Below are 24,341 nucleotides of genomic sequence, written 5' to 3'. Positions count from 1 at the left end.
CCGCCGGCCGTCCTTGGGGCTCGCCGGCACCAGTTCCTCACAGCCTGAACAGGACGACGCCATGATCAAAGTCAGCGTGCTGTACGCCAACGAGCCCGGCGCCCGCTTCGACCACGATTACTACCGCGACCGGCACATGCCGCTGGTCCAGGAAAAGCTGGGCGCCGCCTGCCTGTTTTACACGGTGGACAAGGGGCTGTCGGGCGCCCCGCCCACCGAGCCGCCGGCCTATGTCGCCATGTGCCACATCTTCGCCGAGTCCGCCGACAGCTTCTGGGCCGCGTTCGGGCCGGTGGCGGAGGAGATCGTGGCTGACATCGCCAATTACACCACCCTGTCGCCGACCATCCAGGTCAGCGAGGTGGTGGTGGGGGCCGGGCCCGGCCGGGGCTGACCCGCCCGGCCATCCTCCCCGCGCCATCCTCAGCGGCCGCCCCCCGGCGCATTGGCGATTTCCAGCACCAGGCAGCATCCATCCGTGCAGGTGTCGTCGTAGTAGGCCCGGCCGTCATGCAGTTCCGCGATGCGGCGGACCAGGTAGAGGCCGACGCCGATGCCGGGGATGCGTTCCGCTGAGGAAAGCCGCACGAACTTGCCGAAAATACGCTCCCGATCCGCCGGGACCACGCCGGCACCGGCGTCGATGACGCGTACCGTGCTGCGTGTCGCCGTCTGTTCCATCGCTACGCGGATGGGCTGGTCGGGCGGCCCGTACTTGGCGGCGTTTTCCAGCAGGTTCAGGATCGAGGTCTTCAGCAAGGCCGGGTCGCCCAAGACCCTGTCGGGGACGCGTCCCTCCACCCGCACCTCCTGGTCGGGGTGCGAGGCGCGCAGGGACCTGATGGCCTCCGCCACCACCCCATCCAGGCGCAGGGGGCGGGTTTCCAGATCCAGGCCGGGGGAACGGTCGGTTTCGCGCCGCAGGCCCACCTCGATGATTTCCACCAGCCGGTCCACGGCGCGAGCCATGCGTTTCAACAGGTCATGGCCCTTCGGCCCATCCGCCAGGCCGTCGGCACCCTTGATCTGCAGGATGTCGATGCCGGTGCGGATGATAGACACCGGCGTCCGGTATTCGTGCGACACCATGTCGATGAACTGGATTTGCTCCCGCACGGCCTGGCGTTCCGCGGCCAAGGCCTGTTCCAGGCTTTCCTTGGCCGCCGACAGCTCGCGGGTGCGCAGCGCCACCATGTCCAGTGCCCGCTGTTCGGCATGAACGGAGGCGGACAGGGCGGCGGCCTGGGCTTCCTTTCGTTCCTTTTCGGACAGGCGCACGCGGGATGCGATGGCGACGTTCATCAGGATCATGTGAACCAGCGAGGCGCTTTGCGCCACCGCCTCGGTCACGCTGATTTCGGGGATCACGCCCAGGGTGCGCAGGAAGCCCATCAGCGCGGCCATGCAGGCGGAGCCGAAGGCGAGGCTGTACATCAGCGCCCCCGGGTGCCCGCGGCGGGCCAGCAGGATACCGCTGCCGATATAGATCAGCATGTAGGCGGAGGTCACCGTCGCCAACGTGGCGCCGGCGATGGTGTAATGGCCGGCGAGGGTGGCGATGACGCCCAGGCCGCCCAGGACGATGGGGATGCGGTTCAGCAGGCTGACCAGCGGCAGTGTGCGCCGCAGGTTCAGGAACTCTTCCGTCAGGATGGCGCCGATCAGGATGCCGCCGCAGACGCTGGTGCCGGTGATCAGGTTGGCCAGTTCCGGCGCCGGGCCCGGCAGCAGTTGGGCCAGCGCCCCCATGGACCCCAGCCCCAAGCCGATCAGCGTGACCACATAGAGCGCATAGATGAAATAGATGCGCTCCAGCAGCCAGTAGCTGTGGATGAGGTTGGAGATCAGCACCGCAAGCGCCATGCCCAGCACGAAGCCCAGCCAGATGGACTGCAGGCTGATGTGATTCATCAGCGGGATCAGGCGATAGACCTGACCGCTCAGGATGGTGGCGCTGGTGGTGTGGATATGGACGTAAATCCAGGCCTGGCCGGCGCCGTCGAACGCCAGGGGCTGGGTGAAGCTGCGGAACCGCACCATGCGGTTGGCCGTGGGCTCGCTGTCGCCCTGCACCGTCCTGTCATAGGCCGCCACCGGCGGCGGCCCGGCGTCGGCGGGCGTCAGGGCGACATAGCTCTCGACCTTGTCCAGGAAGCTGGGTTGCAGCTCCAGGTACCATGTGTCGTCCGCGCCTTCCTGCCGCGTGACCCGCATGCGGACCCAGGTGTCGGTCAGGGTGAAGCCACGGTTGAGATTGCCGCGCAGCGGCTGGAACCGATGGCTGGCCTCCCCGGACACCACGTCGGCCAGGGTCAGCGTTCCATCAGGATCCACGAGGTATTCAAGATGGCCGCCGATGGGCACCGCCCGCGTGTCCGGATGCAAGTGCATGGGCGGCTGCGTCCATCCCCCCGCCGTCGCCGGCTGGGCCAGGGCCGGCGAGAACGGCGTCCAGGGCAGAACTCCCAACAGCGCCAGTCGGAGCAGAAGCACGGCGACCTGATATACGGCGACCTGGGCGCGCCGACCGCAGAGCCACCGCCAGGGGGGGGCTGCCCAGGCTGGCCATGCCCGGGCTGAGAATACCGGGGGCTGGGCGGTGGCCGTCATGATTGGGGGGCTAAAGCTGCTTGATGGGGGCCGAAAACAGGTAACCCTTCGCATGGACGGTCTGGATAGGGAAGGCCTCACCCACCGCGGCCTCGATTTTTCGGCGCAGGCGGCTGACCAGTGCATCCAAGCCGCGACTGCCCTGCACCGTGTTGGCGTAGTCCAGCTTTTCCAACAGCTCGGTGCGGTCGACCGCCCGCCCCGGTTCCTGCGTCAGGGCCACCACCAGGTCGAACTCCTTGGCGGTCAGGCGGACGGGCAGGCCGCGGGGGGAGTGAATGGACCAGCGTGAACTGTCCAAAATCCAGGGTTCGCTGGAGGAAGTTGGCTGCAGGGTCTGCGCCTCTCCGGCCTCGGGGCTGGTGGCGAGGCGGCGCGCCAGGTTGATGGTGGCGATAGCCAGTTCCCGGCAGTCCACGGGCTTCACGAAATAAAGGTCGGCGCCGCTGGTAAAGCCCTTCAGCCGGTCATCGACCCGTGATCGGGCCGTCAGGATGATCAGCCCCATGTTGGTGTTGGCGCGCAGGAAGCTGGCGATGGTGTAACCGTCCTGGTCGGGCAGGCCGATGTCCAGGATCACGATGTCCGCCGGCTCCTTGGCGATCTGCTGGTACAGCTCCAGGCCGGAACCCGCCGTCGCCACCGTCAGGCCTTGGCTGCTCAAGCAGTGGGCGAGTAATTCCCGAAGGTCGACATCATCCTCCACCAGAACCACGCGCGGGGCCGTGGTGTCAGGGTATGCATCCAGGTCTGCCATAGAAAATCTTTTCTATTGAAAGGTTTTAGCGATGGTTCTGTGTCAAAGTTCTTTGATCGTCCCTCTTATGGGCGCGGCATCGGCATGTTTGTGAGTCCGCACTCTAAATTTCTGTTAATTTTATAGCAATACGGTGCGTGGGGTTCCGATTTTTACGGTTCCCAGCCCCATGCCGGTGATTTCATCCCCAGGTGGATTAAGCCCATTGCCACCGCCGGCATGGTTGTTTACCCTCAGCCGCTTATCGAAAGCATGGTTGGTCCGCGGGACCGCCATAGGATGAAAGCCAGCCCGGCCCCCCAGCACACGCTGCGGGGAAGGCTGGGCCGCCGGGGTGTCATTGATGGGCCAGAGGAAGCAATGGACGCTGCTGCGCGCTGCGGAACAATGCTATCGCGTCGCCGTCAGCATTCCATCCGGGCCTGAGCGTGATCTTTGGATTCGGCGGGGCGGCATGCTGGAGGCCGACAGCGTGGCGGCATTGCTGCCCGGCCCTTGGCCTGAGCGCTGGCCGGGCCAAGCCGCCGCCCCCGATCCGCTTCCCGACGCGGTGGTCGAGTCTCCGGCGGTTTCGTCTGTGTCGGCGGACACCGCGAACGCAGGTCGGATCGATTAATTTCCCGGAATCGCCCTTCGCGTGCCCATTTCTGCCGAACCTCTTGATACGTGCGGCGCAACGGCGCCCTGCGGTCGCCAGTAATTGACACTGGGCGATGGCTGGCAGAGTGTGCCCAGCTTAAACGACGCGTCATCATCTTCGAGGTTTCTTCAAGTGACCGGCCTTGTTTCTTCCGCCGCACCCTCTTCCTCGGGCCGTTACCCCTCGGGTCGTGAATTGCTGGAGGCCATGGGCCTGGCGTCGCGCCAGACCGAACAGCGCATGGAGGCGCTGTTGCCCGTCCCCGCCCAGTACATCGGCCGCGTGCAGGAGGCCGCCCGTTACGCGGTGTTCGCCGGCGGCAAGCGCTTGCGCCCCTTCCTGGTGAAGTCGTCCTCGGCACTGTTCGGCGTGTCCGAGGACAATTGGCTGCAGGCCGCCGCGGCGGTGGAAATGGTGCACACCTACAGCTTGGTGCACGACGACCTGCCCTGCATGGATGACGACACGCTGCGTCGGGGCAAGCCCACCACCCATGTCCAGTTCGATGAGGCGACGGCCCTGCTGGCCGGCGACGCGTTGCTGACCCTGGCGTTCGAGGTGTTGGCCCAGCCGGCGGCCCATGCCGATCCGGCCGTCCGCTGCGCCCTGATCGCCAAGCTGGCCCAGGCTGGCGGCACGCTGGGCATGATCGGCGGGCAGATGATGGACATGGAAGCGCCCAATTCCGATTTCGGGTACGACGAAATCCTGACGCTGCAGAAGCTCAAGACCGGCGCCCTGTTCGAGTTCTGCTGCGAGGCCGGCCCGATCCTGGGGGGCGCCAGCGAGGCCGAGCGGGCCCTGCTGCGCGACTACGCCGCGGATTTCGGCCTTGTGTTCCAGATTTCTGACGATCTTATTGACGCCATCGGTGATAGCGGCAAGGCGGGCAAGACCGTCGGCAAGGATGAGGCCCAGGGCAAGGCGACCCTGATTTCCCTGCTGGGTTTGGACGCCGCCCGCGCCAAGGTGGTGGAGCTGGCGGAGCAGGCGGCCGCCCGGCTGGATGGTTTCGGTCCGGCGGCAGATTCGTTGCGCGGCCTGCCCTTCATGCTTATCGACCGGGAGTCGTGATTTATCACGATGTGTGCAAAAGTGTTTTTCTGGCACCGGCCCGTCAGAGGCCGGTAAGAATTATTTGGGAGCCGATGAATGGCGACGAAGACCCCGTTGTTGGACCAGTGTCCGACGCCTGACCGTTTGCGCGCGCTGCGTCCAGAGCAGCTGCGCCAGGTTGCGGACGAACTGCGCTCCGAGACCATCGACGCGGTGTCGGTGACGGGTGGTCACCTGGGCGCCGGCCTGGGTGTGGTGGAACTGACGGTGGCGCTGCACTATGTGTTCGACACGCCGGCGGACCGCATCATCTGGGACGTGGGTCACCAGGCCTATCCGCACAAGATCCTGACGGGCCGGCGCGACCGCATCCGCACGCTGCGGCAGGGCGGGGGGCTGTCTGGCTTCACCCGTCGGTCGGAGAGCGAGTACGACCCGTTCGGGGCGGCGCACAGCTCCACCTCCATCTCCGCCGGCCTGGGCATGGCGGTGGCGCGCGACCTGGCGGGGGGGAACAATCACGTCATCGCCGTGATCGGCGACGGGTCGATCTCCGCCGGCATGGCCTATGAGGCGATGAACAACGCCGGCGCCCTGGGCTCGCGCCTGGTGGTGATCCTGAACGACAACGACATGTCGATCGCGCCGCCGGTGGGGGCCGTGTCGGGCTACCTAGCCAAGCTGGTCAGCAGCAGCCAGTACCGCCACCTGCGCAACATCGGCCGCCAGGTGGCGGAACACCTGCCCCGTCCGCTGCAGAACGCGGCGCGCCGGGTGGAGGAATACGCCCGGGGCATGGTCATGGGCGGGACGCTGTTCGAGGAGCTGGGCTTCTATTACGTCGGGCCCATCGACGGTCATGACCTGGACCAGCTGGTGCCCATCCTGGAGAACATCCGGGATGAGCCGAACGGCCGCCCGGTGCTGATCCACGCGGTGACGCAGAAGGGCAAGGGCTACGCGCCGGCCGAGGCGTCGGCGGACAAGCTGCACGCGGTGGGGCGGTTCGACGTGGTGACGGGCGCCCAGGCCAAGGCCAAGGCGAACGCGCCGACCTACACCCGTGTCTTCGCCGAAGCCCTGATGAAGGAGGCCAAGGCCGACGACAAGGTGGTGGCGATCACGGCGGCCATGCCGTCGGGCACGGGCCTGGACCTGTTCGGCCAGGCCTTCCCCACGCGCACCTTCGACGTGGGCATCGCCGAGCAGCACGCGGTGACCTTCGCCGCCGGCATGGCGACGGAGGGCTACAAGCCCTTCGTGGCCATCTACTCGACCTTCCTGCAGCGCGGCTATGACCAGCTGGTGCACGACGTGTCGATCCAGAACCTGCCCGTGCGCTTCGCCATGGACCGGGCGGGCCTGGTGGGGGCGGACGGCGCCACGCACGCCGGCGCGTTCGACCTGGCCTATCTGTGCTGCCTGCCCAACATGGTGGTGATGGCGGCGGCGGATGAGGCGGAGCTGGTGCACATGGTGGCGACCAGCGTGGCCTACGACGCCGGCCCCATCGCGCTGCGCTATCCGCGCGGCGAGGGCGTGGGCGTGGAGATGCCGGAGAAGGGCGAGATTCTGCCCATCGGCAAGGGCCGCATCGTGCGTGAGGGCAACACGGTGGCTATCCTCAGCCTGGGCACCCGCCTGGGCGAGGCCTTGAAGGCCGCCGAGGACCTGGCGGTGCGGGGCCTGTCGACGACGGTGGCGGACGCGCGCTTCGCCAAGCCGATCGACAAGGAACTGGTGCGTCGCCTGGCGGTTGAGCACGATGTGCTGGTGACCATCGAAGAAGGCTCGGTGGGCGGCTTCGGCGCCCAGGTCATGCAGTTCCTGGCGGAGGAGGGGCTGTTCGACACCGGCCTGAAGTTCCGCCCCATGGTGCTGCCCGACCACTATCAGGAACACGACAACCCGGCCAAGCAGTATGACGAGGCCGGCCTCAACGCCAACGGCATCGTCGATACCGTCATCAAGGCGCTGGGGGCCAACGCGCAGGTGAGGACGGCATGACGACCAAGATCACCGGTAACGCTTTCACCAGTCACGCCTTCAGGGCACGCGCCTTCGGGGGCAAGGCCGTGGCGGCCGCTTTCCTGGCCGTCGCCCTGGCGGGTGGCGCCGTGCCGGCGGTCGCGCAGCAGCCGGCTGCTACCGCGGAAGCCGCCGACCCGGCGGTAGCCAAGGTCAAGGGCTTCTACGATGCCCTGCTGAGCGGCATGAAGCAGGCCAAGCAATTGGGCGTCAAAGGCCGGGCCGAGAAGCTGGACCCAGTGATCAAGTCCACCTTCGACCTGGCGACCATGACCCGCCTCGCCGTCGGCCCGGCGTGGGAGAAGTTCACGCCCGAGCAGCAGCAGGGTGCCATCGACGCCTTCACCAAGGTGACCGTGGCGACCTATGCCAACCAGTTCGACGGCTTCAATGGCGAGGTCTTCGACGTCGATCCCACGTCCAAGGCGCGGGGCGCCGACAAGATCGTCGAAACGAAGCTGACGCCCGCCGGCCAGCCGCCGGTGGCGCTGAACTATCTGATGCGTGGCCAGGGCGATCAGGCCCGTATCGTCGACGTTTACCTCAATGGCACCATCAGTCAGCTGGCGACGCGGCGGTCGGAGTTTTCCGCCGCCGTGCAGCAGGGGGGCGCCGACGCGCTGATCCAGGGATTGCAGCAGCAGGCGGACAAGCTGCTGGCCGGCGCCTGAGTTTCGTCGGTCTCTGTTTCCGCCAAAACCAGGCACCAAAATCAAGGCCCGTCCCCGTTCCGGGGGCGGGCCTTTTTCTTACGATCCAGCGCCTACATTTGTAATATCTGATGTTGACGATGACGCCCTCCCTAAGGCACTCAAGATGAACAAAGCGGGCAAGGGGGCGGCCACGGACCTGCGGTGGTGACGGGGGTTTCCACTTATTCAGTGATATGCGTTCGGTGATCCGCGTGCTGGGCCCAAGGCACGGAAGCCATGCCTGTGACCGTGACAAGGGGGGAGGGGGCGTGCTGATCGACTATGTCGAAGATCCGGAGCGCCGGCGCCTGCTGGCACGGCTGGGCGATGTCGCCCTGGGCGTCGGGGGGCTGGCCGCCATATCGGCCTTCACCGCCTGTTCGCAGGGGCACTGGCTTCCGGCCACGCCGGATCGTCTACCCCGCTGGCGTGGCTTCAACCTGTTGGAAAAATATACCCAGGCCCACGATCAGCCCTTCCGGCAGGCGGACTTCGACCTGATCGCGGAATGGGGATTCAACTTCGTGCGCCTGCCGCTGGACTATCGCATCTGGACGCGACCCGACGGCACCTTCCGCGAGCGGCCCTTGCGCCATATAGACGAGGCCATCAACTGGGCCCGGCACCGCAATATCCATGTGACCCTCTGCCTGCACCGGGCGCCTGGCTACTGCGTCAATCCGCCGGCGGAGGGTGGCGACCTGTGGGCGCCGGGGCCGGAGAATGACGTGGTCCGGCTGCGGTTCGCGCGGCAATGGGGCATGCTGGCCGAACGATACCGCGACATCGATTCCCGCATCCTGTCCTTCAACCTGATCAATGAGCCGCCGAACGTCAGTGGCGAGTCTTACGTGCGGGCCGTATCGGGGGCTGTTGCCGCCATCCGCGCCGCCGACCGCGACCGCATCATCATCGCCGATGGCACCCAGTTCGGGCGCCGACCCGTGCCCGAACTGAAGCCCCTGGGCCTGGCCCAAGGAACGCGAGGGTACGAGCCCTTCCATCTCAGCCATTACAAGGCTGGTTGGGTGAAGGGTTCCGACAGCTGGGACGCGCCCACATGGCCCATGCCGCCCGCGCCCACCGGGGGGCCGGACCAGGTGACGGACCCGGCCAGCTTCCGGCGCATCTGCATCCAGCCCTGGCAGGAATTGGCGGCTGGGGGCGTGGGCGTTGTTGTCGGCGAGTGGGGCGCCTACCGCCACACCCCACATCCGGTGGTGCTGGCCTGGGCGCGCGATTGCCTGGCCGCGTGGCGCCAGGTGGGCTGGGGCTGGTGCCTGTGGAACTTCCGGGGTGATTTCGGCGTGCTGGACAGCCAGCGGCAGGATGTGCGCTACGAAAACTATCGCGGCCACCAGTTGGACCGGGCCTTCCTGGAAATCCTGCGCGAGGATGGGGCCCTAGACGCGACACCCGCGTGAGGCGCCCCCGGTCCTGTCCGCCCGCAAGGCCTCAGGGAATCGCCGGCATGTTGCTGGACTGGACGCCGATGGCCTCGTCCAGCGCGGCCTGCCGATTCTGCAGCCATACGCTGCGCAGCAGCGCGTAGAAGTCGATGGTGCCCTTGCGCAACTCATCCAGGGTGTCCAGGTTGCGGGCCTTGTCCAGGCCGCCGACCGCGCCGATGGCGTAATTCGCGTCGCCGCCGTTCGCCTTGTCGAACACCCGGCCCATGGGGTCCGCCCACAGTTCCACGCCCATGCCCACGCCATCGCGCACGGTGGACGGCCCGAATAGGGGCAGGACGAAATAGGGGCTCTGGCGCACGCCCCAGGCGTACAGCGTCTGGCCGAAATCACCCGTCTGACGCGTCAGCCCCATGTCGGTGGCGACGTCGTACATGCCGGCCAGGCCGATGGTGCTGTTGAAGACGAAGCGCCAGAAGGTGGTGAAGGCCGACTTCACCCGCGCCTGGGCCAAATCGTTGCCGAAGATCAGCGGTTCGCCCAGGTTGGCGATACCCTGGCGCAGGCGCACCTGCACATACTCGGGCACCACGTCGCGGTAGGCGTGGGAGGCGGGGCCGATGGCGTTGTCGTTCAGCCACATATTGGCGTCGAAGGTGACGCGGTTGACGTTTTCCAGCGGGTCCCAGGGCTCAACCACGCCCAGTTCGTCGCGGCCCCCGTTGGGGGGCGCGGCGCAGCCAGCCAGCATAAAACCCATCAGGAGGCAGGCGGCCAGGGCCGCGCGGGACTGTCTGATCATGCTCGCCATACTTTCCTGCGGGATGCCTGTCGGGCCACGCTGCTTCGGGATCATGGTCGCGCGCCCAAGGGAAACGGGGCGGGGCGCGACGCTGGGGATGCGACACTTTGGATAACAAAGGATGGTGTCGACCACCACAATTGGAAATGCACTCCCGAAGTGTAATATCGGAGCGTGCAACGCAATATGCCGGTCGACAGGTGACGCCCAAAGGCATTAACGCGCGTGGCACGCGGAGCTATGTCGGCCGTCACAGGACGTGCTTTTGTCTTCGGTGTATCGCATTGTCTCGGTGACGGCGTCACGGTGACCTTCGCTGGCATGTGCGCCGCGCTTACGTTAAGACCATCCTCTGAATCACAGTATCGCGCCCGCTCGCCGGGCGGTTTCTATTTGAGAGTCCCGCACGGCATGCCGTTCTCGATCACCCTGTTGACCGACGCCCTGGGCTGGGGGTTTGGGGCGCTGTCCGCCACGGGCACGCTCTATACCCTGGCGGCGGCGGACAGCGCCCGGCGCTTCTTCGCGCCGGCACGGGGCGGGGCGGGGGCGACAGGCGGGCCCGCGCCGGCGGTGACGGTGCTGAAGCCCCTGCATGGTGCGGAACCGGGGCTCGCCGATCGCCTGCGCCAGTTGGCGACCCAGGATTATGGCGGCCCGGTGCAGGTGGTGTGTGGCGTCCAGGCCGTCGACGATGCGGCCATCGCCATCGTCAACGCCGTCGCGCGGGAGCTTGACGTGGCTGGCGGCGGCGTGCGCATCGACCTGGTGGTGGACGGCGCCCGCCACGGGGCCAACGCCAAGATTTCCAACGTCATCAACATGATGACCATCGCCCGGCATGATGTGCTGGTGCTGGCCGACAGCGACATCGCCGTGGCGCCCGATTATCTGGCCCAGGTGGTGGGCGCCCTGTCGCGCCCGGGCGTCGGCTTGGTCACCTGCCTCTACCGGGGGGAGCCCGTGGACCCGGCCTCCTTCTGGCAGGACCAGGCGGCCCGGGCGGTGGACCATCACTTCCTGCCCAATGTCCTGGTGGGGCTGCGCCTGGGAATGGCGAAGCCCTGTTTCGGCTCCACCATCGCCCTGACGGCGGAGACGCTGGACCGCATCGGCGGCTTCATGGCCTTCCGCGACATCCTGGCGGACGACCACGCCATGGGCATGGCGGTGCGCGCCTTGGGGCTGACGGTGGCGGTCCCGCCACTCGTTGTCGGCCATCTGGCGCCCGAGTCCAGCTTGGTCGCCGTCCTGAACCATGAGTTGCGCTGGGCGCGGACCATCCGCGGCCTGGACCCCGGCGGCTATGCCGGGTCGGTGGTCACCCATCCGGTCCCGCTGGCGATCCTCGGCGCAATTTTCGCGGGCTGGCATGCGTGGTCCCTGCTGCTGCTGGGGCTTGCGGTCGCCGCCCGTCTCGTGCTTCTGGTGGCCATTGATGCACGGATCACACGGTCCCGGCCGCGATGGCCTGGATTGATCAGAGACGTCTTGTCATTTTTGGTGTTCGTTGCCAGCTTTGGCATTCGACATGTGAGTTGGCGCGGACAGCGCTTTTCGGTCAAATCCGACGGCACAATGGTGCCGGTCGGCGAAAATGGTGGGTCATGATGCGGACGCTATTTCTCCAGGCGCCTTCCTTCGACGGTTTTGACGGCGGCGCCGGCTCGCGCTACCAGGCGCGCCGCGAAATCAAGTCTTTCTGGTATCCGACGTGGCTGGCCCAGCCGGCGGCCCTGATCGAGAACAGCAAGCTGATCGACGCCCCGCCGCATAAGACCAAGCTGTCCGAAATCACGGCCCAGATCAAAGACTTCGACATGGTGGTGCTGCACACCTCCACCCCGTCGTTCAAGTCCGACGTGGCGACGATCGAGGCGCTGAAGGCCGTCAACCCCAACCTGAAGGCCGGCCTGATCGGCGCCAAGGTGGCGGTCGAGGCGGACAAGAGCCTGGCCCAGGCCCCGGTGGTCGACTTCGTCGCCCGCAACGAATTCGACTTCACCATCAAGGACGTGGCCGACGGCAAGAAGTGGTCGGACATCAAAGGCCTGTCCTTCCGCAATTCCGAGGGCGTGATCGTCCATAATGAGGACCGCGAGATCCTCGAGAACATGGACAGCCTGCCTTGGGTGACCCCGGTCTATAAGCGCGACCTGGAAATCGAGAAGTACTTCATCGGTTACCTGAAGGCGCCTTACCTCAGCATCTACACCGGCCGCGGCTGCAAGTCGCGCTGCACCTTCTGCCTGTGGCCCCAGACCGTGGGCGGCCATCGCTACCGCACCCGCAGTGTCGGCCACGTGGTGGAGGAGATGGCGTGGGCGCAGAAGAACTTCCCGCAGGTGAAGGAATTCTTCTTCGACGACGACACCTTCACCGACAACCTGCCGCGCGCCGAGGCCATCGCCAAGGAACTGGGCAAGCTGGGCATCACCTGGTCGTGCAACGCCAAGGCCAACGTTCCGCGCGAAACCCTGAAGGTGCTGCGCGACAACGGCCTGCGCCTGCTGCTGGTCGGTTACGAGTCCGGCAACCAGCAGATCCTGCACAACATCAAGAAGGGTATGCGCGTCGAGGTGGCTGAGAAGTTCACCAAGGACTGCCATGAGCTGGGGATTCAGATCCACGGCACCTTCATCCTGGGCCTGCCGGGCGAGACCAAGGAAACCATCCAGGAAACCATCAAGTGGGCGGCGAAGATCAACCCGCACACCATCCAGGTGTCGCTGGCCGCCCCGTACCCCGGCACCTTCCTGTACCAGCAGGCCATCGAGAACGGCTGGCTGGACGACGCGAACGCCGAGCTGGTGGATGAGCACGGCGTGCAGATCGCCCCGCTGCATTACGACCACCTGAGCCACTCGGAGATCTTCGGCTCGGTCGAGACCTTCTACAAGAAGTTCTATTTCCGCAGCGGCAAGATCGCCTCCATCGTCGGTGAGATGGTCCGTGACCGTGACATGATGAAGCGCCGCCTGCGCGAGGGCGTGGAGTTCTGGCAGTTCCTGCGCGAACGCCGCAACGCCGCCTAACGCCGGCCTCAGGGTTCGGAACACCTCCCCATGTCCGTATCCACGCCGGGCGCCGCCGCGACCTCCAGCCATGGGGGATCGGGGCGGCGCCTGATCGTTACGGCGGATGACTTCGGTCTATCGGCCGCTGTCAACGCCGCCGTCATCGACGCCCACCTCAACGGCATCCTGACCGCCGCCAGCCTGATGGTGGCGGGGGCCGCCGCCCAGGCCGCGGTGGCCCTGGCCCATGCCCAGCCCAGCCTGGCGGTGGGCCTGCATGTCGTGCTGGTGGACGGCAAGCCCTTCCTGCCGCCCGACCGCATTCCCGATCTGGTGGGCGCGGACGGCCTGTTCCGCAATGATCTGGCCAAGGTCGGGGCGTCCATCTTCTTCCGCCCCAAGGTCGCGGCCCAGGTCGCGGCCGAGGTGGAGGCGCAGTTCCAGGCGTTCCGCGCCACCGGCCTGCCGCTGGACCACGTCAATGCCCATAAACATTATCATCTGCATCCCACCGTGGGCCGCATCCTGCTGGACGCCGCCCGCCGCCATGGCGCGCGCGCCATGCGCGTGCCGGTGGAGCCAGCCGAGGTCATCCGGGCGGTGACGCCGGAGGTGGATTTGGGCCTGCACCACGTCACCGGCCCGTGGGCCAAGCTGCTGCGCGCCAAGGTGCGCCGCGCCGGCCTGGCCGCCCCGGACCAGGTGCTGGGCCTGGCCTGGACGGGCGCCGTCACCACGGAACGGCTGCGCGGCGCCCTGGCCCGCCTGCCGCCGGGCGTCACCGAAATCTATCTGCACCCCGCGACCAGCGACGATGTGCCGGGCGGGGCGCCGGGCTATCGTTACCGGGACGAACTGGCGGCCCTGCTGGATCCCGAGGTCAACGCCCTGGCCGCCGCCTTCCCCCGGGGCGGCTTCCGTGATCTGCCCCTGACCCTGGAATAGGCGCGCATCCCCATGGAAAAGGCAGCCCGCCTGTTCGCCTTGCTGGGCCTGGCCCTGGCCGTGGCGCTGGTCGCCCGCGAGGACACCAGCGCCCTGTGGGCCCTGCTGAAGACGGCGGGCGTGGGCCTGGTGGTCGCCGGCCTGTTCCATGCCGTGCCCATGGTGGCCAACGCCCGCGCCTGGCAGGTGTTGCTGCCGGGCGCCAAGCGGCCGTCGCTGGCGGCCATGGCCCGTAACGTCTGGATCCGCGAATCGGTCAACGGCCTGCTGCCCGTGGCCCGCATCGGCGGGGAGATCGTCTCTTTCCGCATCCTGCGCCTCGATGGCGTGCGCGTGGCCCCCGCCGCCGCCAGCCTGGTGGTGGACATGGCCATTTCCATCCTCAGCCAGCTGGGCTTCTCCCTGCTGGCGGTGGGCCTGCTGGTGGCGTTGAAGGGGCCTGTCGGCATCGCCGGCCAGGTCACCCTGGGCCTGCTGGCCATGGTGCCGCTGGTGGCGCTGTTCATCCTGGTGCAGCGCGCCGGCCTGTTCGCCAAGGTCACCGGCGTGCTGGACAAGGCGGCGTCCGGCCGCCTGGCCGGCATCATGGCGCACAGCGCCCGCATCGACCGCGCCTCCAAGGCCATGTACCGCCGCACCGGCGCCATCACCGGGTGCTTCCTGTGGCAGCTGCTGGGCTGGGCGTTGGGCGCCGGGGAGATCTGGCTGGCCCTCTGGGCGCTGGGCCACCCCATGGGCCTGCTGGAGGCGCTGGTGATCGAGGGCCTGATCCAGGCTGTCAGCAGCGCCGCCTTCGTCGTGCCCGGGGCCCTTGGGGTTCAGGAGGGCGCCTTCCTGCTGCTGGGCGGCGCGCTCGGCCTGGACGCGCCCACCGCCCTGGCGCTGGCCGCCGCCCGCCGCCTGCGTGACCTGGTGGTCTTCCTGCCGGGCCTGGTGGCCTGGACCACCCTGCGCAAGGCCAAAGTCTGACGCCCATGAGGCGGGCCGTCCGCGCCCGCATGGGCTACAGCCCACCTATGACCAGACCGGTTGCGTCCAGGCTTTCCCGAAACGCCTGGGCGCGCTATCACAGTCGCCATCCGCGCGATCTGTCCTCCACGTTGCGCTCGCAAAAAGATTAAGCGGAAAGCCTAAGGAAAGCCTTCATGGCGCATATCGACGCCACCCACGCCACCACAGCGGTACCGTCACTCGCCCCCGCCGGTCGGCTGGGCACTTGGGTCTTTCTGACGCTGCTGGCGGTGGGGCTCGGCTATGTCGCCCTCAACTTGGCGAACGATGTGCGCGGCCTGGACGCGCTCTCCGCCTTGCCGCTGGTGTTGTTGGGTGCTGCCTTGCTGATCGCCCTGGGGTTTGAGTTCGTCAACGGCTTCCATGACACCGCCAATGCCGTGGCGACGGTGATCTACACCCATTCCCTGCCGCCGGCCGCCGCGGTGGTTTGGTCCGGTCTCTGCAACTTCTCCGGGGTGCTGTTCTCCACCGGTGCCGTCGCCTACGGCATCGTTTCCCTGTTGCCGGTGGAACTGATCCTCCAGGTCGGGGCCGGGGTGGGGTTCGCCATGGTTTTCGCCCTGCTGATCGCCGCGGTGCTGTGGAACCTGGGCACCTGGTACCTGGGCTTGCCGTCCTCCAGCTCCCACACCCTGATCGGCTCCATCATCGGCGTCGGGCTGATGAACCAGCTGATGGCCGCCCCCGGCGCCAGCGCCAGCGGCGTGGATTGGGGCCAGGCCAGCAAGGTGATCCAGACGCTGCTGATCTCCCCCGTCGTGGGGTTCGCCTGCTCGGCGCTGCTGCTGCTGGCCATGCGCGGCCTGATCAAGGATAAGGCGCTGTTCAAGGCGCCTGCCGGACGCAGGCCGCCCCCGGCGTGGATTCGGGGCTTGCTGGTCCTCACCTGTTCCGGCGTCAGTTTCGCCCATGGCTCCAACGACGGGCAGAAGGGCATGGGCTTGATCATGCTGATCCTCATCGGCACCATGCCGGCCGCCTATGGGCTGAACCGGGCCATCACCGCCGCCGATACCCCCGCCTACATCGCCACCTTCGACCGCGCCGGCGATGTGCTGGGCCGCCATGTCGACCGCATGCCCGCCGACCCCCGCGCGGTGGTCGAGGATTATGTCCGCACCGGCACCCTGACCAGCGCCACGCTGGGTGGCCTGCGTGAACTGACGGCCAGCATCGCCGACCAGCTGCGCTTTTCCGGCGCCTTGTCCGGTGTGGTCCAGGGGAGCATGCGCAACGACATGTACCTCTCGGCGGAAGCGTTGCGGCGTCTGCAGAAGCAGGGTGGGGCGATGCTCAGCGATGATGAGCGCCAGGTGCTGAAGGAACTGCTGGGCCGCTACGACCACGCCACCCGCTTCATCCCCATCTGGGTGAAGGTGGGGGTGGCCATCGCCTTGGGCCTGGGCACCATGGTGGGCTGGAAGCGCATCGTGGTGACGGTGGGGGAGAAGATCGGCAAGGAACACCTGACCTACGGCCAGGGCGCCTCCGCCGAGCTGGTGGCCATGGCCACCATCGGCGCCGCCGACGCCTTCGGCCTGCCGGTCAGCACGACGCACGTCCTGTCGTCCGGTGTGGCCGGCACCATGGCGGCCAACGGCTCCGGCCTGCAATGGTCCACGGTGCGCAACATGGCCATGGCCTGGGTGCTGACTCTGCCGGCCTCCATCGCCCTGGCCGGTGGCCTGTTCTGGTTGTTCCGGCACCTGTTCTGATCAGTCATGTCCGCTGGTGGCGGTATGGACGCCAGTTGATCTGGGGACAACGCTGTCCCATGCTGCCGCCCGGAATAGGGAGTTCCACCGTATGATTCGCACCATCATCTTCGACCTGGATAATTGCCTTGCGCCGGCCGATGGCATTGGTGTTGAGCGGATGCGGCCGGTCTTCGACGCCATCACGGCGGCCAACGACGACACCCTGTCTTCCTCCGCCTTGGCGGCGGCCTTCGCCGACATTTGGCGGCATCCCCTGGACTGGGTCAGTCGCACCCATGGATTTAGCCCCGCCATGCACCAGGCGGCCTGGACAGCCACAGCGGCGATGGAGGTGACGGGCGCCATGGTCGATTACGGTGACCTGCGCCTGTTGGGGGAGTTGGACCTGCCGCTGTACCTCGTTACCTCCGGCTTCCGTCGCCTGCAGGAGAGCAAGGTGCGGGCGCTGGGACTGTCCCGGTACCTGCGGGGCGTGCACATCGACGCCATTGACGAGGCGGGGCATCCCGGCAAGGCCGGGCTGTTCCAAGGGCTGCTGGCGGATACGGGTGTTCCGGCCGCGCAAGCCCTGGTCGTGGGGGATAACCCGGACTCGGAAATCGCGGCGGGTAATAGCTTGGGGATGCCCACGGCGCAAATTCTGCGTCCGGGCGTTGTATGGAGCGCCGATGCCCGGTTCCATATTCGCGATCTGCGCGATCTTACCCAACTTGTTTGCGCGTTTAACGGATAGGGGCGGCGTCCTGAAACAGCCCCGGCATGTCGGGGGCAAAAGACGCTTCGCCTTGTTCCAGCGTGCTTTTTCAGCCCGCCTACCCGATTGCCTCCGATGAACGCCGGCAGCCATCCTCAAGGTTTATTAACCAAAAGATGGGGCTTGCGACATAAAGTTGTCATGACTCGCGCCTTAGGGTTCCGGACCCGTTTTCAAGAAGGACCGAGCCATGGCCCATACGGACGCCGTGAATTCCCCCATCGCATCCGCCGGCGGACCGGCCGCCCGTTACGGGACGCTGCTGTTCCTGGCCCTGATGGCCGTGGGCCTGGGCTATATGGCCGTCAACCTGGTCAGCGACCTCAGCGGGGTCGACACCCATTCGGTCCTGCCCTTCGTCCTGCTGGGCGTGGCCTTGCTGATCGCGCTGGGCTTCGAGTTCGTGAACGGCTTCCACGACACGGCCAACGCCGTGGCCACGGTGATCTACACCCACTCCCTGCCGGCCAACGTGGCGGTGGTGTGGTCGGGCCTGTGCAACTTCGCGGGCGTGCTGTTTTCCACCGGGGCGGTGGCCTTCGGCATCGTATCGCTGCTGCCGGTGGAGCTGATCCTGCAGGTGGGCAGCGACGCTGGCTTCGCCATGGTGTTCTCGCTGCTGATCGCGGCCATCATCTGGAACCTGGGCACCTGGTATCTGGGCCTGCCGTCCTCCAGCTCCCACACCCTGATCGGCTCCATCATCGGCGTCGGCCTGATGAACCAGCTGATGGCCACTTCCGGCACCGCCACCAGCGGCGTCGATTGGGCGCAGGCCACCAAGATCGGCTGGTCGCTGGTGCTGTCGCCGCTGGTCGGCTTCCTCTGCTCCGCGGCGCTGCTGGTCATCATGCGCACCCTGGTCAAGGACAAGACGCTGTTCACCGCACCCGAGGGCAAGAAGGCGCCGCCGTCGTGGATCCGTGGCCTCCTGGTGCTGACCTGCTCCGGTGTCAGCTTCGCCCACGGCTCCAACGACGGGCAGAAGGGCATGGGCCTGATCATGCTGATCCTGATCGGCACGGTGCCCACCGCCTACGCCCTGAACCGCGCCGTCACTATTCACGATACCCCCGCCTACATCGCCACCTTCGACCGCGCCAGCGATGTGCTGAGCCACTATGTCAAGGAAACGCCGGCGGACCCGCGCGCGGCGGTGGAGGACTTCGTCCGTACCCGCACCCTGACCGACAGTACCTTGGGCGGCATCCACGACCTGACAGCCAGCATCGCCGACCAGATCCGGGCCTATGGCTCGGTGGACCAGGTGCCGCAGGAAAAGGTTCGCAATGTCCGCAACGACATCTACCTGTCGGCGGAGGCCCTGCGCCTTATCCAGAAGAAGGGCGATCCCGCCATCGCCGCCGCCGACCAGCCGGTGCTGAAGGAACTGCTGGGCCGCTACGACCACGCCACCCGCTTCATCCCGACGTGGGTGAAGGTGGGCGTGGCCATCGCCTTGGGCCTGGGCACCATGGTGGGCTGGAAGCGCATCGTGGTGACGGTGGGGGAGAAGATCGGCAAGGAACATCTGACCTACGGGCAGGGTGCCTCGGCCGAACTGGTGGCCATGGCCACCATCGGCGCCGCCGACGCCTTCGGCCTGCCGGTCAGCACCACCCACGTGCTGTCGTCGGGCGTGGCCGGTACCATGGCTGCCAACGGCTCTGGCCTGCAGTGGTCCACCGTGCGCAACATGGCCATGGCCTGGGTGCTGACCCTGCCGGCGTCCATCGTCCTGGCCGGCGGCCTGTTCTGGCTGTTCCGCCATCTCTTCTGAGGGAGGACGTATCCGCGTCCTCGATTTTCAGTTCGCCTTCGGCTTCCCGGAAGTCCCCGGTGCCCGCGGTCGCGGGCTACAGCGGCACGAAACGCACCTTCGTGCCGCTGGTGGAGGGACGATCCAGGCACCAGGCGTCGGGGCGGTCCATCTGGGCCGCCTCTTCGCTTTTTGGCTCAGCCCTCGACGGCCCGCCGCAGGGCGCCGATGTCCAGCTTCACCATCTGCTGCATCGCGGCCATGGCGCGGGCGGCGATGACCGGGTCCGGGCTGGTGACCAGGTCTATGAAGCCCCTGGGGACGACCTGCCAGGTGACGCCGAACTTGTCGGTCAACCAACCGCAGGCGTGGGGCTTGCCGCCGTCAGCGGTCAGCGCCTCCCAATAGCGGTCGACTTCCGCCTGGTCGGCGCAGTCGATGAGCAAGGAGATAGCCTCGTTGATCTTCCAATGGGGGCCGCCGTTCAGGGCGATGAAGGGCTTGCCGTCCAGTTCGAAGGCCACGGTCATGACCAGGCCGGCGGGGCGGGGGCCCGCCTCGCCATAATGGCTGATGGTGGTGATGCGTGAGTTGGGGAAGACGCCGACATAGAAGCGGGCGGCGTCTTCCGCCTGGGTGTCGAACCACAGGAAAGGGGTGATGGTGGGCATGTCCTCGTCCTTCTTCTGGGGAAAGGCGCGGGCTGACCATGCGCCTCTCCCCCAAGGACGGCCACCGGCCGCCGCCGCCGACATCCCGCCCGTAAATTATTCCGCCGGGGTCTTGGGTGGGCCCAGCAGGGCCGGCAGGAACAGCAGGGCGGTGACCAGGATGCTGGTCAGCGAGAACACCAGCAGTTCGCCCATGCTGGCGGTGCCGGGGTGGTGGCTGGTCCACAGGCTGCCGAAGGCGGTGCCGGTGGTCAGCGCCGACAGGATGGTGGCCCGGGTCAGGCTGGAGGTCAGCGGGTTGGTCAAACCCTGCCGCCAGGCCATGACGTAATAGATGTTGAAGGCGGTGCCGATGCCGAACAGCAGCGGCAGGGCGATGATGTTGGCGAAGTTGATGGGCTTGCCCGCCAGGATGGCCGCCGCCAGGGTCAGCAGCGCCGCCAGCGCCAGCGGCGCCAGGGTCTTCAGCACATCGACGACATTCCGCAGGGTGACGGCCAGCAGGATGGTCACCAGGATCACCGCCAGGATGCCCGCCTGCAGGAAGGCGTGGATGATGGTGGCACTGCTCTCCTGAATGCTGATGGGCGTGCCGGTCGCGTCGGGTGCTATGGTGCGCACCGCCTTCACGAAGCGCTTCAGTACCTGGTTGTCGTTGTTGTCCCCCTTGGGGAAGACGGACACGCGGGCCTGCCCGTCCGCCGCCACCCAATCGCGCTTCAGGTCCTCCGGCAGGTCCTTGAAGGTGACGGGGGTCGCTTGCAGGCTGTCGTTCACCTGGGCCAGCATGGTCTGCAGGCCCGGCTCCACCGCCCGCTGGAAGACGGGCACCACCTTTTCCGCAGGTGCTGCCAGGGCCCCTTCAAGCGCCGCCTTGAAGCGCAGGGCGGAGGCGCCGCCCGGCGTGGCGGCGTCGGGCGCCAGCTTGTCCAGGGCGGCCACGGCGGCGGTCATGGACTGGCGCACATCCTCGATGCTGGGGGCGGGACGCACCTCGGTTGGCGCCAGGCTGGGCCCGATCAGCATGGCGGCGTCGGAAATGGCCGCCAGCTTGGCATCCTGGTCGGTGGGGATGTAGTCGTCCAGCGTGATGGCCTGCGCCACCTCCGGCAGCTTGGACAGCTTGTCGGCCAGGGCGCGCGCCTCATCCTCGGACTTGGCCAGCACGTCGATGGTGTTGGGCGTGAACAGCGGGTCCTTCATCAGCTCCAGCACCACGGACACGGCTTCCGTCTTGGGGCTGCGCAGGTTCAGCGGGTTGAAGTCGAAGGACAGGCGCGGCAGCAGGGCGGCGCAGGCCACGGCCACCACGGCCGATGCCGCCAGCACCCAGCGGCGGCGGTGCTGCACCAGGCGATCCAGCGGCGCCAGCGCCTTGTACCCCACCTCCACATGCTCCCCCTTGGGACGCAGCAGCATCAGCAGGGCCGGCAGGAAGGTGACGGACAGCAGGAAGGCGACACCCATGCCCACGCCGGCGATGATGCCCAGCTGCGACACGCCCCGGTAATCGGTGGGCAGGAAGGCCAGGAAGCCGGCGGCGGTGGCCGCTGCCGCGATGGTCAGCCCCCGGCCCACACCGCGCCCGGCGGCGGTCAGGGCCTCGGCCAAGCCGTCGTGGGCCAAGCGGTCGGCGCGGTACCGGACGGAGAACTGGATGCCAAAATCCACGCCCAGACCCACGAACAGCACGATGAAGGCGATGGACAGCAGGTTGAACGGGCCGGTGGCGATCAGGCCGAAGGCGGCGGACACGGCCAGGCCGATGACCACGGTGACCAGGATGGCGCCCACGATGCGGAAGGATTTCACCGCCAGCCACAGCAGCACCAGCACGGCGATGCCCGTCAGGGCGCCGTTGAACGCCGCCCCTTCGCCCAGGGTGCCGAACTCCTCATCCGCCATGGGCACCTCGCCCGTAAGGCGGACGCGCACGCCATTTTCTTGCGTAAGGCCCAACTGCTGGGCGGTGGCGCGGATGGCGTCCGACGCCATGGCGCCGGGTTGCAGGTCGTTGAAGTCCAGCACCGGCTGCACCAGGATGAAGCGGCGCAGTTCCATGGGGTTGGGCGGCTGGCCCGACACCAGGCCCCGCCAGTTCAGGGGCACCATGTGGCCGTGCGTCGCCGCCTCCAGCGTGCCCGACAGGGCATCGAAGGGGCGCTGAAGATCCTCCAGCTTGGCCTGGCCATAGCTGACGCCTTGTAGGTAGGTGCCCAGGGTGTCCAGCAGGCCGCGCGCCGACGGGTCGGCCGCCAGCGGGCCCAGCAGGGGCTGTGCCTGGATCAGCGACTGCATGGTGGACTGCACCTCCGCCGTGGGCAGCAGCATCAGGCCTTCATGGTCGAAATAGGGGCCGCCGTCGGGACGGAAGACGTTGCGCACCACGTCGGTGCGTTTGCGCAGCGCCTCGGCCAGCAGGCGGGCGCCCCGCTCCGCCAGCTCCGGCGTCACGCCGTCGATGACGATGGCGGTCTGCTGCACCTTCTGCGGATACAGCTTGTCAAAGGCGATCTCACGCTGGCGCCAGGCCAATTGCGGCGACAGCAGCTTCACGGCGTCGGTGTCGATGGCGAAATGGGTGGCGACATGGAAGCACGCCGCTGCCCCCAGGATCAGGCCGGCCAGCAGGGTCAGTTGCCAGCGGTGGCAACAGGCGGCCACCAGTTGGGCCACACGGTCGTTCAGACCCATCGTTCCTCCGGCGCGCGCCATGTCCCGAATCCCCTTATCGAACACGCCAAAAGGGCGCCGGTTTCCCGGCGCCCTTTCGTCGTCATGTGCTTATGTAGATATCAGGCTTCGCGGTAGGCCAGCAACAGCAGGCCGACCAGCACGAAGCAGGTGGGCCAAATCCAGCCGGCCCAGCGCGCGTCGCGCCCCGTGCCCCGGATCTGCATCCAGCGGGCCGCACCCGCCGCCACGCCCAGCACCGCCAGGAACAGGTGGCTGAGCTCGATCAGCAGTTGTTCCTTGATGTTGCTGATGGCGTGGTTGTGGGTCAGCAGCAGGTCGCCCCCCACCGTGGTCAGCACGGGGAAGACCAGGGCCAGGGCCTGGTTTTTCCACCGCCCGGTGCGCACGCCCCATTCGAAGATGGTGAAGGCGACGATCAGCACCACGAAGGTGCGGTGCTGCACCACCTCCGGATCGCGGAAGCTGTCCCAGAAGCCGACATTGCCCATCGGCCAAGTTTCCGGGTCGGACCGCAGGAACAGGAAGCCGGCCAGGATCAGGAACAGCAGGGGCCAGTGCTTGGCCCAGCGCACCCCCGCCCGTTCCAGCAGCGCGAACAGGCCCACCAGCAGGACCACCAGGCCCGCCCAGTGGTGGTTGTATTCCGACCAGGCGATGTCATCGGCGTTGCGGGGGGGCAGTTCGCCGGCGCCGGGCACGAAGGCCTGGGGCCGGTTGCTGGCCTGCTGGTCCCGCCATTCCTTGTCCAGCTTTTCCTGCAGGGCCGGAATGGCCAGGCTGTCGTGGCTGGGGCTTTCCAGGCGCGGCGGGATGACGGGGGTCATGCGCTCCACCACCTCCGCCCAGCTGGCGCGGTCGTCCGTGAGGTCGATGGCCGGCGGTTGCGAGGTGATGGACCCGGCCGCCAGCAGGATGGCGATGGCGAAGGCGATCTCCACCTCCACGAAGCGGCGCACCCGGGTCAGGCTTTCGCCCTGGCCGGCGGCGAAGCGGCGGATGGTGCGGAAGTTGCCCAGCCCCAGCAGCAGCAGGATGCCAAGCATGACGCCCTTGGTGGCCGCCATGGCGCCGTAGGCGGTGCCGTAGAAGCCCTGCAGGCCGCCAATGAAGCCGATGCTGATGCCGACGGCGCCCAGCACGATCAGGATGACGCCGGTGATGGACATCAGACTGTAGCGCTGGCCGATGGCGGCCCCCTCATCGCGCGACTGGGCCTGGCCCAGCGACGACAGGAAGGCGGGCAGCCCGCCCAGCCACAGGCCGGCGCCCAGGATGTGCGAGAAGGTCGCCAGCAGCATCCACACCCGCTCACCCGGCCGTGCGGCCGCATGGCTGGTGGCCAGCGAGGCGACCAGCATCACCAGCGCCAGGGCCGTCAGCACGGCGACGCGCGGACGGGTCATGTGGCCACGGGCCGCCACGACGATGGCGATGGCCGCCAGGGTCTGGACGATGCCGGCCTCGATGAAGAAGGCGCCCGCCACCTCCAGCACCGGCATGTCCAGCGTGCCGGACAGCACCAGCGCGTTCAGCGTCAGCGACGACAGGGTGGCGATGGCGGTCGCGACGCCGCCCCAGCGGGCATAGCGGGCACCGGCCTCCGCCACCGCTTCGCCGGACAGCTTCAGCTGTGAGGCCAGCGGCAGCGCCAGGCAGGTCAGGAACAGCACGCTGCCGAAGGCCATGGTCATGGCCACAAGGTTGATGCCGTTCAGGACGACGGTCAGGTAACCGAAAATATCGACGAGGGTATCCACGAGCGGTAGGTCCCG

The 24,341-nt window shown here is 67.4% G+C and carries 19 protein-coding genes; 13 read left to right on the top strand and 6 right to left on the bottom strand.

Annotation, left to right across the window (positions count from 1 at the left end; translation table 11 throughout):
- Positions 1 to 61: 61 nt before the first annotated feature.
- A complete protein-coding gene (locus FBZ90_RS09915) occupies positions 62 to 394 on the top strand; it encodes an EthD family reductase (RefSeq protein ID WP_145731580.1) in 333 nt (110 codons plus the stop codon).
- A 29-nt stretch (positions 395 to 423) separates the two neighbouring features.
- On the opposite strand, the gene FBZ90_RS09910 is transcribed toward FBZ90_RS09915, so the two are convergent.
- Entirely contained in the window at positions 424 to 2,493 is a 2,070-nt protein-coding gene (locus FBZ90_RS09910; protein WP_186455706.1) for a sensor histidine kinase, read from the bottom strand.
- A 127-nt stretch (positions 2,494 to 2,620) separates the two neighbouring features.
- Positions 2,621 to 3,367 (bottom strand): response regulator transcription factor, encoded by a 747-nt coding sequence (locus FBZ90_RS09905; protein ID WP_145731577.1) that lies wholly within the window; start codon positions 3,365 to 3,367, stop codon positions 2,621 to 2,623.
- Positions 3,368 to 3,710: 343 nt separating this feature from the next.
- Between FBZ90_RS09905 and FBZ90_RS09900 the strand changes: the two genes are divergently transcribed.
- The 5 genes from FBZ90_RS09900 (at position 3,711) to FBZ90_RS09880 (ending at position 9,207) form a co-directional block, all read left to right on the top strand.
- Positions 3,711 to 3,983 (top strand): hypothetical protein, encoded by a 273-nt coding sequence (locus FBZ90_RS09900; protein WP_145731575.1) that lies wholly within the window; start codon positions 3,711 to 3,713, stop codon positions 3,981 to 3,983.
- A 156-nt stretch (positions 3,984 to 4,139) separates the two neighbouring features.
- Complete coding sequence (locus tag FBZ90_RS09895; RefSeq protein WP_211101974.1) at positions 4,140 to 5,081, top strand: polyprenyl synthetase family protein; 942 nt, start codon at positions 4,140 to 4,142, stop codon at positions 5,079 to 5,081.
- A gap of 78 nt (positions 5,082 to 5,159) precedes the next feature.
- Complete coding sequence (gene dxs / locus FBZ90_RS09890; protein ID WP_145731573.1) at positions 5,160 to 7,070, top strand: 1-deoxy-D-xylulose-5-phosphate synthase; 1,911 nt, start codon at positions 5,160 to 5,162, stop codon at positions 7,068 to 7,070.
- Positions 7,067 to 7,762, top strand: a complete 696-nt coding sequence (locus FBZ90_RS09885) for an ABC transporter substrate-binding protein (RefSeq protein ID WP_145731571.1) — start codon at positions 7,067 to 7,069, stop codon at positions 7,760 to 7,762. The genes dxs and FBZ90_RS09885 overlap by 4 nt, the downstream gene beginning before the upstream one ends.
- A gap of 290 nt (positions 7,763 to 8,052) precedes the next feature.
- Complete coding sequence (locus tag FBZ90_RS09880; RefSeq protein WP_211101973.1) at positions 8,053 to 9,207, top strand: glycoside hydrolase family 5 protein; 1,155 nt, start codon at positions 8,053 to 8,055, stop codon at positions 9,205 to 9,207.
- 31 nt (positions 9,208 to 9,238) lie between these two features.
- Here FBZ90_RS09880 and FBZ90_RS09875 read toward each other — a convergent pair whose 3' ends face one another.
- Entirely contained in the window at positions 9,239 to 9,994 is a 756-nt protein-coding gene (locus FBZ90_RS09875) for an MlaA family lipoprotein (RefSeq protein WP_186455705.1), read from the bottom strand.
- 411 nt (positions 9,995 to 10,405) lie between these two features.
- Between FBZ90_RS09875 and hpnI the strand changes: the two genes are divergently transcribed.
- From hpnI to FBZ90_RS09840, 7 genes are all read left to right on the top strand, one after another.
- The gene (hpnI, locus tag FBZ90_RS09870; protein ID WP_145731564.1) at positions 10,406 to 11,605 is read left to right on the top strand and encodes a bacteriohopanetetrol glucosamine biosynthesis glycosyltransferase HpnI; all 1,200 of its coding nucleotides are present in this window, start codon (positions 10,406 to 10,408) and stop codon (positions 11,603 to 11,605) included.
- A complete protein-coding gene (hpnJ, locus tag FBZ90_RS09865) occupies positions 11,602 to 13,029 on the top strand; it encodes a hopanoid biosynthesis associated radical SAM protein HpnJ (RefSeq protein ID WP_211101972.1) in 1,428 nt (475 codons plus the stop codon). Before hpnI ends, hpnJ begins: the two co-directional genes overlap by 4 nt.
- A 30-nt stretch (positions 13,030 to 13,059) precedes the next feature.
- The gene (hpnK, locus tag FBZ90_RS09860) at positions 13,060 to 13,956 is read left to right on the top strand and encodes a hopanoid biosynthesis-associated protein HpnK (RefSeq protein ID WP_145731562.1); all 897 of its coding nucleotides are present in this window, start codon (positions 13,060 to 13,062) and stop codon (positions 13,954 to 13,956) included.
- Between the two features lie 12 nt (positions 13,957 to 13,968).
- Positions 13,969 to 14,925, top strand: coding sequence for a lysylphosphatidylglycerol synthase domain-containing protein (locus FBZ90_RS09855; RefSeq protein ID WP_145731560.1), 957 nt, complete (start codon positions 13,969 to 13,971; stop codon positions 14,923 to 14,925).
- Positions 14,926 to 15,101: 176 nt separating this feature from the next.
- On the top strand, positions 15,102 to 16,685 hold the full coding sequence (locus FBZ90_RS09850) for an inorganic phosphate transporter (RefSeq protein ID WP_145731558.1): 1,584 nt from the start codon (positions 15,102 to 15,104) through the stop codon (positions 16,683 to 16,685).
- A gap of 91 nt (positions 16,686 to 16,776) precedes the next feature.
- Positions 16,777 to 17,421 (top strand): HAD family hydrolase, encoded by a 645-nt coding sequence (locus FBZ90_RS09845; RefSeq protein WP_145731556.1) that lies wholly within the window; start codon positions 16,777 to 16,779, stop codon positions 17,419 to 17,421.
- Between the two features lie 211 nt (positions 17,422 to 17,632).
- The gene (locus tag FBZ90_RS09840) at positions 17,633 to 19,222 is read left to right on the top strand and encodes an inorganic phosphate transporter (protein ID WP_186455704.1); all 1,590 of its coding nucleotides are present in this window, start codon (positions 17,633 to 17,635) and stop codon (positions 19,220 to 19,222) included.
- A gap of 176 nt (positions 19,223 to 19,398) precedes the next feature.
- On the opposite strand, the gene FBZ90_RS09835 is transcribed toward FBZ90_RS09840, so the two are convergent.
- The 3 genes from FBZ90_RS09835 to FBZ90_RS09825 form a co-directional block, all read right to left on the bottom strand.
- Positions 19,399 to 19,872: a VOC family protein gene (locus tag FBZ90_RS09835; RefSeq protein ID WP_145731554.1), complete on the bottom strand. Its 474-nt coding sequence runs from the start codon at positions 19,870 to 19,872 to the stop codon at positions 19,399 to 19,401.
- 96 nt (positions 19,873 to 19,968) lie between these two features.
- A complete protein-coding gene (locus FBZ90_RS09830) occupies positions 19,969 to 22,587 on the bottom strand; it encodes an MMPL family transporter (RefSeq protein WP_211101971.1) in 2,619 nt (872 codons plus the stop codon).
- Between the two features lie 80 nt (positions 22,588 to 22,667).
- Complete coding sequence (locus FBZ90_RS09825) at positions 22,668 to 24,326, bottom strand: CopD family protein (protein WP_145731552.1); 1,659 nt, start codon at positions 24,324 to 24,326, stop codon at positions 22,668 to 22,670.
- Between the last annotated feature and the right edge of the window lie 15 nt (positions 24,327 to 24,341).

The organism is Nitrospirillum pindoramense, from assembly GCF_007827955.1.
Lineage (GTDB): Bacteria > Pseudomonadota > Alphaproteobacteria > Azospirillales > Azospirillaceae > Nitrospirillum > Nitrospirillum amazonense_B.
Note: the sequence above shows the minus strand (reverse complement) of the source record. Positions and strands in the feature narration are given on the sequence as shown.